Origin of the sequence: Rathayibacter sp. AY1C7, assembly GCF_002931865.1 — a bacterium.
Lineage (GTDB): Bacteria > Actinomycetota > Actinomycetes > Actinomycetales > Microbacteriaceae > Rathayibacter.
Window position 1 is genome coordinate 45,440 of record NZ_PSWB01000010.1, and the last position, 15,651, is coordinate 61,090.

Sequence of the window (15,651 nt, forward strand, 5' to 3'; positions counted from 1 at the left end):
ACGGTGCGCGGGCACCGTCGCTCAGCATCGCGCGGTGATGCGCGACGCTCGTGCTGCCTCTCCTCCGGACTTTCACCGTCGGTCCTGGAGTTCCACCAGGTCAACCGCCGCCCCTCTCGAGGGGCTGCGGCTCGCGGACTGTGACCGCCGGTTCGGAATTCCCACCGACCCCGGAGCACGTGCTGTCCGGTCAGCCTACTCACCCGCCGCCCGGAGGGAGCCTCCGCGCGTCACACTCCCGGCGCACGGTCGGCGCCGTGCGTCCCGGAGCCCGTCGGCGCTGCGGTCGCCCGTCGTCTCCGCGCGGTGGACCGCCGCGCTGCGTCCCCTCCGTCGATCACTCTTCGTTTGCCGTAGAGGTCGGTTGCATCCCAAATTGGATAGTCCGATCGTTCGACTCCGGTTGGCGTATACCGGCCGGGCTGGTCAGACACGGAATGTCCTCCACCGGCGACGGAGATTTTCGCCGCTCAATGGCGCGACGAGAATCTCCGTCGATCGAGGCTCCGAGGTCAGCTCTCCCGCTCCTCCGCGCGCATGCGCCTCCTAGCGCGTCGAGCTACCTCCACGGTAAAAGCAGTGAGGACCAGTCCCGTTCCAGGCCCGACGAAGGGCGTGAGAACGGCGCGTGCATCGGTGAACCAGAACAGAAGCAATAGAACCGCTGTACCGCCGAACAGCAGAAGCGCCAATCCTCCAAGGATGGGATTGCGCAATTCTCGGCGCATCGCCCGACTGAGATCGTGATCAGAGGCCATTGAATCTCCTTCGCTGTTCTTCGCGCGCTCTAACAGCGCTGGATGACCGGGTGCAGAGAGCCACCTATAGTGAGGTAGCGTGCGCCGAGGCACTGGCCAGAGTTGTTCGCTTGAACTGCGGCGACGTGGAATACGGCGCCGTAAGCGCCGCACACCGCTCCGAGGGGGGCGAATGCGGCCGTCATTGATCCGCACAGTAATCCTGCCGCTGCTGCGGTAGATTGCGACGCGGTTTTCGTCTCGGTTCTGTTGAGCATGATTGTAGAGAATGCGATGTCACAGGCGAGGCTGGGGTCGGCGACCACGGGATAGGATGCGCCCGTGTGATGCACTCTCTGCACCAGCGTGCCGCCGTCGATCGAGAAACTGGTCCTGACAGGAGCGCCGGTGGAATCTGAGGCCCAGGCCGGATTTATGAAGTTGACGGTCCGTCCGTGTGAATCCTTCACCGCAACCGAGTGGTCGATGAATTCAAGGATGGCGGGTTCTCCATCCACGGTCACGTCGAATCTGTAATCAGATGGGGCTGCCTGGTCCTTGATGAGAGCAAAGCCCGCATTGAGAACATGGCCTGCCCCTGTGAACGCGTAATCGTAGGAGTCGCTCATGTTGTAGACGAGCGCGCCTGAAGGCCCGACGCTCGCCGATCGGACAGCGGTTCCTGGAGTGAAGCCGACGCTGTGGTTCCTGTATTCGACCGTGAGGCCGGACTTCGTCGAGAGGGAGCCGCTCGGCTCCGGGTGCTCTGATTCGGAGCTTAGTCGAGCGGCGCGTTCACTGGAGGCGGCGATAGGCGTGAGCAAGCCGAAAGATTGCATTGTCGATTCTGCTGTTCGGGTCGCTGTGACGACTCCCGGATCGGCCGTCGCAGGTGTCGCGACCAATGAAGTGAAAGCAAGTACGGTGCCCATGAGCAGCGCTCGAACCGATCTTCTGGCGCCTGGCAAGAACATCTCCTTCTCTCAACGTCATCTTTGACACCAGTCACAATTGCAGGGTTATCGCAGATCATCAATGATCGGGCGGGTTGCAGAAGTCCGATGGCGCGTTCGGAGGACCATTCGCCTAATGGTGTCCTCGGCGGGTCGCTCTCGTCGAGTCCCGCGCGACGGAGGGCGCTCGGTTCAGTTCCGGTGCTCGTCCACCCAGCGCGGGAACGGGTCCGCGAACTCCGCCCAGGCGGCGGGGCCGGCCAGCAGCTCCTCGGGGGTGAGCAGGCAGCTCTGCAGGACGGCGGTCAGCCTCCCGGTGTCCAGGCCCGTCCCGAAGAAGGCGAGCTCCTGGCCGAGAGGCGCGTCCTCGTCCCAGCTGAGCAGGCTGGTCGGGTCCAGCGTCAGCACGTCGCCGGCGACCGACCACGAGCCGACCCGGTCGGCGCGCGTCGCCAGGCGCACCAGGCCGCGGGAGCGGAGGATGCGGCCCACCTTCTCCGCCATCAGCTCCCCGTGGACCGCCGTGCTCAGGCGGCCGGGGTGGAAGGGCAGCGGATCGCGGAATACGAACTCCTCGACGGTCGTGCCCGAGGCGCGGCGCCGCGAGGTCCCGTTGAGGGCGCACTGCCAGCCCATCGAGGAGGCGATCGCGTGCGCGCGCCGGGGGTGGAGCCTCCGTGGCGCCGCCGGGAGCTCACCGGCGGGGAGGAGATCGGCGGTGGGGGCGAGTGCTCGCAGGAGGTCGCGGACGAGTGCGGTCCGCTCGGGGTCGCTCTCGGAGAGGGGCTCGGCGAGGGCGATGAGGCTCGAGAACTCCAGGCGGGCGGCGAGGCGCTCCGCCGAGTCGAAGGAGGGGCCCGCGCCGCCGCAGAGCACGCGCAGGATCTCCTCCGTCGACGTCACGGCGACCACGTCGAGGATCGCGATGCGGGTGTCGGCGGGATGCCGCTGCGCGCAGAGGTGCTCGAGCACGAGTCCGATCTCGAGCGGGTCGGCCTGGCCATCGAGGGCGACGACCGTGTGACCGCGGTGGCCGTCGTCGGCGTCGGCCGCGAGGCGCCGGTGGAGCTCCTCGGCGAGAGCGGGACCGTCGGCGCCGGGCGGATCGACCTCGAAGGCGATCCGGGACTCGGGCCTGCCGGCGAGGAGCGCGGCGGTCCGCCCGGCGTCCCGGGGGTCGGTCGCGCTGACGAGGGTGACGGCGAGGACGGGGGGTGCGGGGTGCTGGGGCTCCATGGACCGCTACTCTATCGATAACAGTTCTCATTAACGACAGGAGCATCCGTGAAGGTCCGCAACTCCCTCAGGTCGATGAAGGCACAGCCCGGATCGCAGGTCGTCCGCCGCCGGGGCCGCGTCTTCGTGATCAACAAGCTGAACCCGCGCTTCAAGGCCCGTCAGGGCTGAGCGCCGACCGGAGGGTGCGAGCCCTCCCGTCGCGCACGGCCTCAGTGCTCGTCGTAGTGGCCGGAGTGAGCGGCGTGCTTGTGGCCGTCGTGGACGAAGTCGACGTGGTCGTCGTGCTGCACGGTCTCGTGCCCGCAGGCGTCGCCGTGCTCGTGGTCGGCGGTCGAGTGCTCGGCCTCCGACTCGTGCTCGTCGTAGTGGTCGCCGTGCAGGGCGTGGTGGTGCGTGCCGTGGACGTAGTCGACGTGGTCCTCGTGCTGCACGGCCGGGTGGCCGCAGCCCTCGCCGTGCTCGTGCTCGGTGACGGGGTGCTCGGCGTGGAGATCGGTGGTGCTCATTGTGCTGCCTTTCCGGATGCGGGGGCCGCGGACGCGACGGGCTCCAGTCGACCAGATCCATAAACGCATTGCAATGGATGCGCCTAATCGAGAGCGATCATCGTTCCCGACAGGGACGGAGGTCACCCCTCCAGGGCGTGCCGGACAGCGTCGTCGACGATGTGCGTGACGTGGGTGTCGGCGACGGAGTAGTGCGCCTCGCGGCCCACGCGCTCGACCGCGACCAGCCCGGCGGTGCGGAGCATCCGAAGGTGCTGCGAGACCAGCGGCTGCGAGAGCCCGGTCACCTCGGCCAGCCGCCCGACCGTCGACGTCTCCTCGGCGAGGGCCCGGAGCAGGCGCAGCCGGGAGGAGGAGGACAGCACCTTGAAGAGCTCGGCGGCGGGTTCGAGGTCCTCGGTCATCTGCTCATGTAAGCAGAGGTGCATGCGCCGTGTCCGCGCGGCGCCCCGCGCGCCTCCGGCTACCCTCGGTGCGATGGACGAGGACAGGTACGGGCAGGACGTGCTCGCCGGCGACTGGCGCGCCCGCGGCAGGGTCGAGGTGGCGGTGGTCGAGGCCGAGCGCGATCTGGTGGTCGAGGAGGTCGCCTCCGGCTTCGTGGGTGCCGTGCTCGGCGTGGAGCTGCGGATGGTGCGGCTGGAGGACCGGTTCGGCAAGGTCCGCGTGTTCCCGCTGGGGCCCGGGTTCCTCCTCGAGGGGAAGCCCGTGTCGCTGAAGGCGCCCGGGCTGAAGCGCGACGCCGGCCTCGGTCGCGCGCGCTCCGCCTCCGGCTCCTTCCACGTCGCCGACGCGAAGGCGCGGGTCGCCCTGCCCAGCCGCATCTACGTCGAGGGCCGGCACGACGCCGAGCTGGTCGAGAAGGTCTGGGGCCACGACCTGCGGGTCGAGGGCGTCGTCGTCGAGTACATCGAGGGCGTCGACAACCTCGACGAGCTGGTGCGAGAGTTCCGGCCCGGTCCGGGCCGCCGCATCGGCGTGCTCGTCGACCACCTGGTGCGCGGCTCGAAGGAGTCGCGGATCGCCGAGCAGGTCGCCGCCGGTCCGCACGGCGCCCACGTCCTCGTCGTCGGCCACCCCTACATCGACGTCTGGCAGGCCGTGAAGCCCGGCCGGATCGGCCTGGAGCGCTGGCCCGAGATCCCTCGCGGAACCGAGTGGAAGCACGGGATCTGCGAGGCGCTCGGCTGGCCGCACGAGGAGCAGGCCGACATCGCGCGCGCCTGGCAGCGCATCCTCGGCCGGGTGCGGACCTTCCAGGACCTGGAGCCGGCGCTGCTGGGCCGGGTCGAGCAGCTCATCGACTTCGTGACGGAGCCCGCATGACCCGGCACGCGGGGCTCGGCTTCGCCCTCGACGCCGTGCTCGTCCTGGTCTTCGTGCTGATCGGCCGCGGGAGCCACGACGAGGGGTCGGCGCTGATCGGCCTGCTCACCACGCTCTGGCCGTTCCTGGCGGCGCTCCTGCTCGGCTGGGTCGTCACGCGCTCGTGGCGCTTTCCGGACCGGATCGTGCCCGCCGGGCTCGTCGTCTGGGGGGTGACCGTCGCGGGCGGGATGCTCCTGCGGATCGCCTCCGGGCAGGGCGTGCAGTGGAGCTTCGTGATCGTGACGGCCGTCGTGCTGGCCGTGTTCCTCCTCGGCCGCCGCGCTCTGACGCGGCTGATCGCCCGCCGGCGCTAGGCGGACCGGCGGCTCAGCCCACCCGCACCCCGAAGTGCTCCGCGAACAGCGGCAGCAGGAGGCTGAGCTGCAGCTCGGAGAGGGTGGCGCCGCGGAGGCCGTCCAGCCCGGTGAGCACGTGCAGCTCGGCGCCGCGCAGATCGAGGTGCTCGATCCGGGCCCGGGAGAGATCGAGGGAGCGGACGTCGCAGTCGACCAGGCGCAGCCGCGTGCCGGTCGCACCCGCCAGGTCGAGCTCGTCGATCGTGCAGCGCTCGAGCAGCACGTCGCGCACCGCGGCGCCGCGGAGGTTCAGGTAGCCGAGCTTGCAGTCGGCCACGCGCACCTGCTCCCAGGTGCTCTCGTAGAGCTCGGCCGAGCCCAGCCGCGAGGCGAGCAGCTCGACGGATCGGAGCCGGCTCCGCGGCGCCGAGAGCCCGGGGACGTCCAGCCGCTCGAGCCGCGACTCCGCGATCGACGCGGCCCGCAGCAGGGCGCCGTCCAGGACCACTCCCTCCAGCGCGCACTCGCTGAAGGAGGCCGCGGTGAGATCGGCGCCGGTGAGGTCGGTGCCGGCGAAGCGCAGCCCTTCGGCGTGCTCCCGGGCGCCCGTGTCCCCGGCGTACCCCTCGGCGAGGCCGTCGAGGAGGAGGGGGTCGAGCCGGGGAGGAGCGGTCGCGTCGCGCACGCGGCGAGCCTAGTGCTGGCACCATGGCGGCATGCCCCGCCTGCTCGCCGTGTGCCGCGTCGCCCGCCTCCTGCCCGACTCCGGCACGGTCGGCGTGACCGCGATCGACAAGCGGCCGGTCGAGGGTCCCGTCGGAGTGCGCGACCTGGGCCTCTACGGCGACGTGCAGGCCGATCGCGCGCACCACGGCGGCCTCGACAAGGCGCTCTACGCCTACTCCGACGAGGACGCGCTCTGGTGGGCGGAGCGCCTGGGGCGGCCGGTTGCCGCGGGGATGTTCGGCGAGAACCTGCGGATCGCGGGCCTCGACGTGAGCGGAGCCGCGATCGGCGAGCGCTGGCGGATCGGCGAGGCGGTCGAGGTCGAGGTGACGATGCCGCGGACGCCGTGCGCGACGTTCCAGCGGGCCCTCGGAGAGCCGCAGTGGGTGAAGCGCTTCGCCGACGAGGGGCGCACCGGCGCGTACCTGCGGGTGCTGCACCGCGGATCGGTGGAGGCGGGCGACGCCGTCGAGGTCGTGAGCCGGCCCGGGCACGGCGTCCCGGTCGACCGCTGGTACCGCGAGCACAGCCCGGCGGACGCGCAGGCGCTCCTCGAGGCGGAGGAGGCGGGCGCGTTCCGGCCGGCTCCGGCGCTGCGGGCGTCGATCGAGCGGGCGCTCGCCTGACCCGGTCTACTCCCCGCGCGCCTCACGCTTGAGGCGGCGCTTGACCGCTCGCTCCGTGAGCACCGTCAGGTAGTCCTGCACGGGCCGGTCCTGCAGGTCCGCGAGCTCCTCGCGCACGAGCGGCGCGACCTGCTCCTCGGAGTGGTCGGGGAACTTCTTGCGCACGTTCGCGGTCACGTCGCGCACCACCTGGTCGAGATCGAAGTCGGTCGTCATGCGGAGATCCTGGCCCCTCCAGGTGAACAGGAGGGGCGCGGAGCCCACGGCCCCGCGCCCCTCCTCCGTGCCGATGGTCAGCTCGCGGCGACGGCGATCTCGTTCGGCGTGACGTCGAGCTCGCCCGTGGCGACGACCTCTCCCGTGGTGAGGTCGACGGCGTGGATGCTGTCGGCGGCCGGGTCGGTCACGTAGGCGATGTCTCCGGCGACCGTGATCGCGGGGTGCGGGTCCTGCCACTCGACCGGGCTCTCCCAGGCGTCGACGACGGGGTAGGAGGCGGTCAGCTCGCCGGTCCCGGGGTCGAGGACGTGGATCGCGCCGTCCGAGGCGATCATGTACGCCAGGTCGTCGGGGCCGCGGGCGACGCCGCGGAAGGTGTACTCGACGCCCTCGGGCAGGTCGACGACGTCGAGGGTCTTCGCCTCGGTGTCGATCAGCGCCACGCGGTGCAGGAGGTAGCACTCGGCGTCGCGGTCGTCCTTGTAGTCGCCGACGATGATCGGGCTGGTCTCGCTGACCCAGGCGTTGCCCATGCGGCCGTACGGCTGGTCCGGCGCCTCGAGCTTCGTGATCTCGCCGCCGTCGTAGACCAGGGCGCCGTTCTCGCAGCCGAAGACGACGACCTCGTTCTCGGCCGTGCCCTCTCCGTGGACACCGGGGCACTGGTCGTTCGTGGCCGTCACGGCGCCGGAGGCGTCGCGCACCTCGATGCCCTTGCGCCCGTCGGCGTCACCGACCGTGGTGAGGAAGGTGCCGTCCTCGAGGACGATCGAGACGCCGTGGTGCGCCTCGACGCCCGGGATGGTCTCGGTCTCGGGCATCCCGTCCGAGGACGCCAGGTCGGCGGTCTCGAGGACGGTCGTGTCGCTCGTGCCGTCGGCGTAGAGGACGGTCTTCCCGGCGTGCCGGACGACGTGGCCCGGGGTGTCCGCGGGGAAGACGATGTCCGTCAGCTCCGGCTCGCCGCTGGTGCCGGCGGCGGTGTCGAGGAGCTGGAACCCCTCGCTCATGGTGACCATGACGTGGCGGTCGTCGCCGGCGGGGTTGAGGCGGGTGAACTCCTCGGAGTCCATGTCCGCGACGGTCTCGAGGGTCTCGCCGTCGAGGACGAGGATGCCGCCCTCGTAGGCGACGGCGACGCGGGCGCCGGCGGCCGCCGCGGCCTCGGTGGCCGGTGCGGTGGACGCCGAGGACTCGGCGGCCGGGGTCGAGCTCGACGAGCAGGCCGCGAGGACCGTGATCGAGCAGGCGGCGATCAGGCCGAGGCCCGCCCGCCGGACGTGGGGATTCTGCATGGGTGCTTCTTCTTCCTGGTGGTGGATCGGAGGGCTCACGGGGAGAGCCCGGTGGCGATGCGCTGTGTGTTGACGCGCATCATGGCGAGGTAGTCGGGAGCGCCGCCCTCGGGCGCCGTCAGGGACTCCGTGAACAGCTCGACCACCTCCACGCGGATGTCGGCCTCGCTCGCGAGCGCCTGGACCAGGCGGTCGGGAGACGAGGACTCCGCGAAGATCGTGGGGACGCCGGTCTGCTCGACCGCGTCGACGAGATCGGCGAGGTCGGAGGCGGACGGCGCCGCGAGGGTCGTGCCTCCCGGGATGACGGCGCCGACGACGTCGAAGTCGAAGCGGTCGGCGAGGTACCCGAAGACGTGGTGGTTGGTGACGAGGGCGCGGCGCTCGGCGGGGATCGCGGCGAACGCCGCGGCCATCTCGGAGTCGAGCCGCTCGAGCTCGGCGCGGTAGCCGGCCGTCCGGTCCCGGACGGCGGCCGGATCGACGCCGTCGAGCGCGGCGAGCACGGGCCCGAGGGAGTCGACGACGTCGATCATCCGGCCGGGGTCCGTCCAGAAGTGCGAGTCCGGGCTCCCCTCCGCGTCTCCCTCGCTGTAGTCGAGGACGTCGACGGCGTCGCCGGCGACGAACGCGGGGACGTCCTCACCGGAGGCCTCGTCGAGGTGCTGCTGCAGGCCCTCCTCGAGTCCGAGCCCGTTCGAGACGACGAGGTCGGCGGAGCGCAGGCGCGCCGCCTCCTGCGCCGAGATCTCGAACGAGTGCGGGTCGGCGTCGGGCTTCATCAGCGTGACGACCTGCGCCTCATCGCCGACGAGCTCGCCCACGACGTCGCCGAGGATGTTGGTGGAGACGATGACGAGGGGCCTCTCGTCCTCCTCCGCGGACGTGCAGCCCGACAGGAGCAGGACCGCCGCGGCGGACGCGAGGGCCCAGCGGCGCCTCATCGGCCCGTCTCCGCCGTGAAGGCCGGCTCGGTGGCGGTCTCGAAGGTGCGGGCGAGGCGCGCGCCGTCCGCGTAGTCGATCTCGTGCAGCTTCCGCTCGGCGGGTGCGCTGAGGTAGGCCCGCTGCTGGTCGGCGATCAGGACGGGCCGCGAGCCGTCCGCGGTCGTGTCGGCGACGAGGGGCGCGGTCTCGGCGAGGACCGCGCCGTCGGAGCCGTCGAGCACCAGCACGCGGCCGTCGGCGGCGAGGGCGAGGACGGTCTCGTCCGCGTCGTCCACCGCGGTGACCTGCGCCAGCGGGGCGGGAGAGGGGAGGAGGCTCCAGGAGCGCTCCCGGGTGTCGAGGAGCCAGATGCCCGCGTCCCCGGCGAGGCCGGCGACCGTGGGGCGGCCCTCGCGGTTGTCGAAGGAGGCGGCGGGTGGCGCGGTGGTGCCGGCGGGGTAGGGGATCCGCTCGACGATGAGCTCCTCGTCCTCGATCGACGCCAGGAGTGCGCCGTCGGAGCAGCCGATGACGGCGCCGACGCGGGTGGTGATCGTCCCGGCGGGGTCGGGGCAGGCCTCGCGGAGGCCCGTCGGCTCGCCGTCCGAGTCGTAGCCGGCGACGGCCGCTCCGGATCCGGACCCCTCGGTCACCAGTGCGGACGAGCCGACGGGCACGACCATCCCGGGTCCGGGCTCGACGTCCTTCCGGAACCGCTCGACGATCGCCCCCTTCGACAGCGCCTCGGTGTCGAGGAGGACCGCCTCGCCGGTGTCGGGGAAGAAGAGTCCGGTTCCGCCGGTGGTCGAGAGGTTCGTCGTGGCGACGACGGCCGTCCCGGAGCCCTCGACCGTGCCGATCAGGCGGGGGTCCGCGCGGTAGTAGTGGAAGTGGTCCACGTGGTCCCAGGTCCACACGCCGCTGTCGACGATCTCGACGCCCGCATCGGTCTGGGCGAAGAGGTAGCGGCCGTCGGTCGTCATCGCGCTCGGTGCGCCGATGGTGCCGAGGCCGGTGACCGTCTCGTCGAGGAGGTCGAGGTGCGACACGGCGCCCGACGGGTCGATCGACGTCAGCCCCAGGCGCGGCTCGGCGAGCTCGACGGCGTTCGCGACGGGGCCGTGGCCGGAGCCCGTGTCGTCCGCGGCCGGCGCGGAGGCATTGGTCGAGCAGGCGGCCAGGCCCAGCGCGAGAGCGCCCAGGAGGACGGTGGAGGCGGTGGTTCGGGAGTGCACGGAGTCCTTTCGAGGGTGAGCGGGGGAGGAGCGGTGCCGGCAGGGCCTCATGCGGCGACCGGCTGAGGGCCCGACCGGGACGCGAGGGCCGACGCGGCCGAGCGGACCGCCCAGGACACCGCGGCGACCGCGATGGCCGTGCCGGCGACCGAGGCGCCCGCCGCCGTGGCCGCGTGCCAGGAGACGAGCAGGCCGACGAGCACGGAGGCCGCGCCGAGGATCGACGCGAGCAGCATCCGGGTCGGGATGCGGGTGGTCCAGTGCCCGGCGGCCACCGCGGGAGCCAGAAGGAGCCCGACGACGAGGAGCGAGCCGACCGCCTGGTAGGAGGCGACGACGGCGAGGGTCACCAGGCCGACCAGCACGGCCTGAGCCGAGCGCGGACCGAGGCCGAGCACCGCGGCTATGCGCGGATCCAGCGCCAGGGCGACGAGCGGGCGGTGGAAGGCCGCTGCGACGAGGAGGCCGGCTCCGGCGGCGGCGGCGAGCAGCCCGATGTCGACAGGGGTGATCGCGAGGATGTCGCCGAAGAGGATCGAGGTCGCGTCCGTGGCGAAGCTGCCCGAGTGCGAGATCACGATGACCCCCAGCGCCAGCATGGCGACGAAGAGCAGGCCGATGCTGGTGTCGTAGGACAGTCGTCCGCGCCGCTGCAGGGCCGCGATGCCGAGGCTCATCAGCACCGCGCTGGCTGCGCCGCCCACGAGGACGGGCGCGCCGAGCACTGTCGCGAGGGCGACGCCGGGGAGCATCCCGTGGGCGAGCGCCTCGCCGAGGAAGGCCATCCCGCGGAGGACCACCCAGGTGCCGACGACGCCGCAGAGGACCGCGACGAGGACGCCGCCGAGGAGGGCGCGCTGGAGGAAGTCGAGAGCGAACGGCTCGAGGATTCCGGCGAGGAGGCTGGGCATGGTGCCCGACCGTACACGATAATGAGAACAGTTATCACTCCTGTACGCTCGTCGGGATGGACGTCTCACCCCTGCCCGAGCCCCCGGTCCGCCTCCGAGGCGCTCAGGTCGACTTCGGCTCCCGCCGCGCTCTCGCGGGGGTCGATCTCGACGTCGCCGCGCGCTCGCTGACCGTGATCGCCGGGCCGAACGGCGCCGGCAAGTCGACGCTTCTGGAGGTGATTGCGGGAGTGCGTCCACTGACGTCCGGCACGCGGGACGTCACCGGAGCGATCGCCTTCGTGCCGCAGCGGGCGTCGATCCCGGACCTCCTCCCGGTGACGGTGCGCGACGTGGTCGCGGTGGGCACCTGGGGTCGGCTCGGCCGCCTCCGCCGCAGCGACGCGCGCGCGGCGGACGCGATCGCCACCGCGCTCGAGCGGATGGAGATCGCCGCGCTCGCCCGGGAGCCCTTCGCGGTGCTCTCCGGCGGTCAGCGGCAGCGGGCGCTCCTCGCCCAGGGGCTCGCCCGCGGGGCCGGCCTGCTGCTCCTGGACGAGCCCACTACCGGTCTCGATTCAGCGAGTGCGGAGCGGATCCGGTCGGTCCTGCGCGCGGAGGCGGACCGCGGCGCGACCGTGGTCTGCGTCTCGCACGACCCCGCCGTGCTGGCCGACGCGGACCGCGTCGTCGGACTCGTCGACGGGGCCCTCGCTCCGGCGGACCGATCCGTCACCCGCGGCCCGTGAGGCGGGGGCGCACGGGCCGTCCGTGACGGATCGCACCTGAGCGACGGGCCGCGGGCTGGGAGGATGGGGGGATGACCTCGACGCTGCTCGACCGGATGCCGACGCCCGACGCGGACGGGCGCGTCGACGACGACGCGGTCTACCTGGCCTTCACCGAGTGGGCGGAGTCGCGCGGCCTCCCGCTCTACCCGGCGCAGGACGAGTCCATGCTCGAGATCGCCTCCGGCTCCAACCTGATCCTCTCGACGCCCACCGGCACCGGGAAGTCGCTCGTCGCGATCGGCGCGCACGCCGCGGCGCTCGCCTCGGGACGCCGCAGCTTCTACACGGCGCCGATCAAGGCGCTCGTCTCCGAGAAGTTCTTCGCGCTGGTCGACGTCTTCGGCGCCTCCAACGTCGGGATGGTCACCGGCGACTCCTCGGTGAACGCCGACGCGCCGATCATCTGCTGCACGGCCGAGATCCTCGCGAACCTCGCGCTCCGGCACGGCGAGGACACCCCGGTCGACCAGGTCGTGATGGACGAGTTCCACTTCTACGCGGACCCGGCGCGCGGCTGGGCGTGGCAGGTGCCGCTGCTCACCCTCCCGCACGTGCAGTTCGTGCTGATGTCGGCCACCCTCGGCGACGTGACGGCGCTCGCCGCCGACCTCAGCCGCCGTACGGGCCGGGAGACCGCCCGGGTCACCGGCGTGGAGCGCCCGGTGCCGCTGCACTACTTCTACGAGATCGCGCCGATCCACGACTCCATCGAGGAGCTGCTCTCGACGAACCAGTCGCCGGTCTACGTCGTGCACTTCTCGCAGGCGGCCGCTCTCGAGCGTGCGCAGGCGCTCACCAGCGCGAACATCGCCACCCGCGAGCACCGCGACCGCATCGCCGAGGTGATCGGCGGCTTCCGCTTCACCACCGCGTTCGGCAAGACCCTGTCCCGGCTGCTCCGGCTGGGGATCGGCGTGCACCACGCGGGCATGCTGCCGAAGTACCGCCGCCTGGTCGAGCAGCTCGCCCAGCAGGGCATGCTGCGCGTGATCTGCGGCACGGACACCCTCGGCGTCGGCATCAACGTCCCGATCCGCACCGTGCTGCTCACCGCGCTGACCAAGTACGACGGCACCCGGACCCGCCAGCTCTCGGCCCGCGAGTTCCACCAGATCGCCGGCCGCGCCGGTCGCGCGGGGTACGACACCGCCGGGACCGTGGTCGTGCAGGCCCCCGAGCACGAGTCCGAGAACCGGAAGGCGCTCGACAAGATGGGCGACGACCCGAAGAAGCGGAGGAAGTGGGTCGCCAAGCGCGCGCCGCAGGGCTTCGTCAGCTGGGGCGAGCCGAGCTTCCGCAAGCTCGTCGACGCCGAGCCCGAGACGCTGACCTCGCACATGACGATCACGTCGGCGATGCTGCTGAACGTGATCGCCCGCGGCGGCGACGCCTACGCGAACGTGCACGCCCTGATCTTCGACAACCACGAGCCGTGGAAGCGGCAGCTGCAGCTCGCCCGCCGGGCGCTCGGCATCTACCGGACGCTGCGGGAGGCGGGCGTGGTCGAGCAGAGCGTCGGCGCCGACGGCGTGACCCGCATCCGCCTGACCGTCGACCTGCAGCCGAACTTCGCGCTCAACCAGCCGCTATCGCCGTTCGCGCTGGCCGTGTTCGACGTTCTCGACCCGGAGTCGCCGAGCTTCGCGCTCGACGTGATCTCGGTGCTCGAGGCGACCCTCGACGACCCGCGCCCGATCCTGGGGGCCCAGCAGTTCCAGGCCCGCGGCGAGGCCGTCGCCGCGATGAAGGCCGACGGGATCGAGTACGAGGAGCGGATGGAGCTGCTCGAGTCCGTCACGCACCCCAAGCCGCTCGAGGAGCTCCTCGAGGCGACCTTCGAGACCTACACCGCGGCGCAGCCGTGGGTGAAGGACTTCGAGCTCTCGCCGAAGTCGGTCGTGCGCGACATGTACGAGCGGGCGATGTCCTTCGGCGAGTACACCGCGTTCTACAAGCTCTCCCGCTCGGAGGGACTGGTGCTGCGCTACCTGTCCGACGCGTTCCGCGCGGCCCGGCAGACCATCCCCGACGAGCTGAAGAACGAGGAGCTGCACGACCTGATCGAGTGGCTGGGCGAGCTCGTGCGCCAGGTCGACTCCTCGCTGGTCGACGAGTGGGAGGAGCTGGTCAATCCGGCGCTCCACGCGGCGGACCAGGCGATCGTGCCGCCCGCTCCGCGCCGCCTCACCGCGAACCACCGCGCCTTCCGCGTGCTGGTGCGCAACGAGATGTTCCGCCGGGTGACCCTCGCCGCCCTCGACGACCACGAGGCGCTCGGCGAGCTCGACGCCGCCGCCGGCTTCGACGCCGACGCGTGGGGCGCCGCGCTGGACGACTACTACGACGAGCACGACAGCATCGGCATCGGGCCCGACGCCCGGGGGCCGAAGATGCTGCTCGTCACGGAGGAGCCGACGCAGTGGCTCGTGCGGCAGATCTTCGACGATCCGGCCGGCGACCACGACTGGGGGATCTCGGCGACCGTCGACCTCGCCGAGTCGGACGAGCATGGTGCGGCCGTCGTCCGCGTCACCTCGGTCGGCCGCCTGGACTGATCAGCGGCCGCGCTTCTCCCGGCGCTGCATCTCGGCGGCGATGTCCGCCTCGGTGATCTCCTTGCGGGCGGGACCCCAGATCGACGCGGCCTGGCCGACGACGCCGATCCCGATCCCGATCATCGGCCAGATCGGCCAGAAGTAGCCGTCGGCCCCTGTGCCGACCCAGACGGCGGTCGTGATCGCCGAGACGCTCGCCCATCCGCCGACCGATCCCAGGAAGTCGCGGCGCCGCTTGACCTCGCGCACAGCGAGCGCGCGCTCGGCGTCCTCGACGCGGGCGGTCTCCACCTCCTCGCCGGAGGCGGCCGCCGGGACGACCTCCGCGGACCGGTCTCGCCGGGCGGACGGGTCCGGAGTTCCCCACTCGTTCGTCATGCGGCCAGCCTACGCACGGGCCGTCGGCAGCGGTACGCGGGCTTCAGGCGGCGGTACGCGGGCTCAGGGGGCGGCCGCCTGCTCCGGCTGGCAGTGCGGGCACCACCAGGTGCGGCGCTGCTCGGGGTCGTCGCGGACCTCGTCGCGGACGAGCACCGTCGTGCCGCAGCGCAGGCACGGGCGCCCGGCGCGCCCCGCGACCCAGTGCCGCTCGCCGCGGCGGGTGTCACCGGTGGTGGTCTGAAACATCCCCGGGATCGTGACGGAGGCGCGGAGGCCTCTCGCCGCGGTCGCCACGAGGGCGCGGACGTCGAGGGAGCCGATCGGCCGCCAGGGCCAGACCCCGCGGAGGAAGCAGACCTCGTTGGCCCAGAGGTTGCCGAGGCCCGCGAGGCAGCGCTGGTCGAGGAGTGCGGCGACGACGGGCCGGTCCGGGAGGCGGGAGAGGCGCCGGACGGCCTCGTCGGCGTCCCAGTCCGCGCGGAGCGGGTCGGGCCCGAGGTGCCCGACGGTGCGCGGCTCGTCGCGGGTGGCGAGGAGCTCGACGACCGGGAGGTCGATGCCCCACACGGTCGAGTCGTCGTCGAGGCGGAGGCGGACGCGGACGTCCTTCTGCACCGAGCGGGGGACCGCTCGGCCGGGAGCGGTCACGGTCCAGGAGCCCTGCATCCGCAGGTGGGTGTGCAGGGTCGTTCCGCCGGAGAAGCGGGTGAGGAGGTGCTTGCCGTGGGTGTCGTGCTCGAGGATCCTCAGCCCGGCGAGGGAGGTGCCGGCCGCGTCCCCGGAGCGCAGCTCGCCCTCGAGGACGGTGCGGCCGTCCGCCGCCCGCCTGAGGCGGGCAGCGAGACGGTGCACACTGTCTCCCTCGGGCATCCCCGAACTCTAGGAGCCGGAGCTCGTCGAGGTCAGGG

Annotated in this window: 19 protein-coding genes and 1 riboswitch; of the genes, 6 read left to right on the forward strand and 13 right to left on the reverse strand. The window is 72.1% G+C overall.

Annotated elements, in window-relative coordinates:
* Positions 1–48: 48 nt before the first annotated feature.
* A riboswitch (FMN riboswitch) is annotated at positions 49–181 on the reverse strand.
* 331 nt (positions 182–512) lie between these two features.
* The 3 genes from C5C69_RS16685 to C5C69_RS07290 form a co-directional block, all read right to left on the reverse strand.
* Positions 513–758, reverse strand: a complete 246-nt coding sequence (locus C5C69_RS16685; RefSeq protein WP_146078468.1) for a hypothetical protein — start codon at positions 756–758, stop codon at positions 513–515.
* Between the two features lie 29 nt (positions 759–787).
* Complete coding sequence (locus C5C69_RS16690) at positions 788–1,576, reverse strand: hypothetical protein (RefSeq protein ID WP_146083614.1); 789 nt, start codon at positions 1,574–1,576, stop codon at positions 788–790.
* A 306-nt stretch (positions 1,577–1,882) separates the two neighbouring features.
* Positions 1,883–2,926: a GTP-binding protein gene (locus tag C5C69_RS07290; protein WP_104257640.1), complete on the reverse strand. Its 1,044-nt coding sequence runs from the start codon at positions 2,924–2,926 to the stop codon at positions 1,883–1,885.
* A 48-nt stretch (positions 2,927–2,974) separates the two neighbouring features.
* On the opposite strand from C5C69_RS07290, the gene ykgO reads away from it, so the two are divergent.
* On the forward strand, positions 2,975–3,097 hold the full coding sequence (ykgO, locus tag C5C69_RS07295) for a type B 50S ribosomal protein L36 (RefSeq protein ID WP_104226896.1): 123 nt from the start codon (positions 2,975–2,977) through the stop codon (positions 3,095–3,097).
* Between the two features lie 41 nt (positions 3,098–3,138).
* Here ykgO and C5C69_RS17210 read toward each other — a convergent pair whose 3' ends face one another.
* Both C5C69_RS17210 and C5C69_RS07305 read right to left on the reverse strand, forming a co-directional pair.
* Positions 3,139–3,435 (reverse strand): hypothetical protein, encoded by a 297-nt coding sequence (locus tag C5C69_RS17210; protein ID WP_104257641.1) that lies wholly within the window; start codon positions 3,433–3,435, stop codon positions 3,139–3,141.
* A gap of 122 nt (positions 3,436–3,557) precedes the next feature.
* Complete coding sequence (locus C5C69_RS07305) at positions 3,558–3,839, reverse strand: helix-turn-helix transcriptional regulator (protein WP_104222235.1); 282 nt, start codon at positions 3,837–3,839, stop codon at positions 3,558–3,560.
* A 73-nt stretch (positions 3,840–3,912) separates the two neighbouring features.
* Between C5C69_RS07305 and C5C69_RS07310 the strand changes: the two genes are divergently transcribed.
* Together C5C69_RS07310 and C5C69_RS07315 are read left to right on the forward strand one after the other, a co-directional pair.
* Positions 3,913–4,761: a DUF3097 domain-containing protein gene (locus C5C69_RS07310; RefSeq protein WP_104226898.1), complete on the forward strand. Its 849-nt coding sequence runs from the start codon at positions 3,913–3,915 to the stop codon at positions 4,759–4,761.
* On the forward strand, positions 4,758–5,117 hold the full coding sequence (locus C5C69_RS07315; RefSeq protein ID WP_104257642.1) for a DUF3054 domain-containing protein: 360 nt from the start codon (positions 4,758–4,760) through the stop codon (positions 5,115–5,117). The genes C5C69_RS07310 and C5C69_RS07315 overlap by 4 nt, the downstream gene beginning before the upstream one ends.
* A gap of 13 nt (positions 5,118–5,130) precedes the next feature.
* Here the strand turns inward: C5C69_RS07315 and C5C69_RS07320 are convergent, their stop codons facing one another.
* Entirely contained in the window at positions 5,131–5,784 is a 654-nt protein-coding gene (locus C5C69_RS07320; protein WP_104257643.1) for a pentapeptide repeat-containing protein, read from the reverse strand.
* A 31-nt stretch (positions 5,785–5,815) separates the two neighbouring features.
* On the opposite strand from C5C69_RS07320, the gene C5C69_RS07325 reads away from it, so the two are divergent.
* Positions 5,816–6,451 (forward strand): MOSC domain-containing protein, encoded by a 636-nt coding sequence (locus tag C5C69_RS07325; protein ID WP_104257644.1) that lies wholly within the window; start codon positions 5,816–5,818, stop codon positions 6,449–6,451.
* 6 nt (positions 6,452–6,457) lie between these two features.
* Here C5C69_RS07325 and C5C69_RS07330 read toward each other — a convergent pair whose 3' ends face one another.
* From C5C69_RS07330 to aztB, 5 genes are all read right to left on the reverse strand, one after another.
* Positions 6,458–6,667 (reverse strand): three-helix bundle dimerization domain-containing protein, encoded by a 210-nt coding sequence (locus C5C69_RS07330; protein ID WP_104262881.1) that lies wholly within the window; start codon positions 6,665–6,667, stop codon positions 6,458–6,460.
* A 77-nt stretch (positions 6,668–6,744) separates the two neighbouring features.
* Positions 6,745–7,965 carry a zinc metallochaperone AztD gene (gene aztD, locus C5C69_RS07335; RefSeq protein ID WP_104257645.1) on the reverse strand — a complete coding sequence of 407 codons (1,221 nt, stop codon included), beginning with the start codon at positions 7,963–7,965 and terminating at the stop codon, positions 6,745–6,747.
* A 35-nt stretch (positions 7,966–8,000) separates the two neighbouring features.
* On the reverse strand, positions 8,001–8,909 hold the full coding sequence (gene aztC / locus C5C69_RS07340) for a zinc ABC transporter substrate-binding protein AztC (RefSeq protein ID WP_104257646.1): 909 nt from the start codon (positions 8,907–8,909) through the stop codon (positions 8,001–8,003).
* Entirely contained in the window at positions 8,906–10,126 is a 1,221-nt protein-coding gene (locus C5C69_RS07345) for an ABC transporter (RefSeq protein ID WP_104257647.1), read from the reverse strand. The genes aztC and C5C69_RS07345 overlap by 4 nt, the downstream gene beginning before the upstream one ends.
* 47 nt (positions 10,127–10,173) lie before the next feature.
* A complete protein-coding gene (gene aztB, locus C5C69_RS07350; RefSeq protein ID WP_104247344.1) occupies positions 10,174–11,037 on the reverse strand; it encodes a zinc ABC transporter permease AztB in 864 nt (287 codons plus the stop codon).
* 56 nt (positions 11,038–11,093) lie between these two features.
* Between aztB and aztA the strand changes: the two genes are divergently transcribed.
* Together aztA and C5C69_RS07360 are read left to right on the forward strand one after the other, a co-directional pair.
* A complete protein-coding gene (gene aztA / locus C5C69_RS07355) occupies positions 11,094–11,765 on the forward strand; it encodes a zinc ABC transporter ATP-binding protein AztA (RefSeq protein WP_104257648.1) in 672 nt (223 codons plus the stop codon).
* A gap of 71 nt (positions 11,766–11,836) precedes the next feature.
* Complete coding sequence (locus tag C5C69_RS07360; RefSeq protein WP_104257649.1) at positions 11,837–14,362, forward strand: RNA helicase; 2,526 nt, start codon at positions 11,837–11,839, stop codon at positions 14,360–14,362.
* Here C5C69_RS07360 and C5C69_RS07365 read toward each other — a convergent pair whose 3' ends face one another.
* Positions 14,363–14,740, reverse strand: a complete 378-nt coding sequence (locus C5C69_RS07365; protein WP_104222259.1) for a 2TM domain-containing protein — start codon at positions 14,738–14,740, stop codon at positions 14,363–14,365.
* 63 nt (positions 14,741–14,803) lie between these two features.
* Complete coding sequence (locus C5C69_RS07370; RefSeq protein ID WP_104257650.1) at positions 14,804–15,613, reverse strand: DNA-formamidopyrimidine glycosylase family protein; 810 nt, start codon at positions 15,611–15,613, stop codon at positions 14,804–14,806.
* Positions 15,614–15,651: the final 38 nt, after the last annotated feature.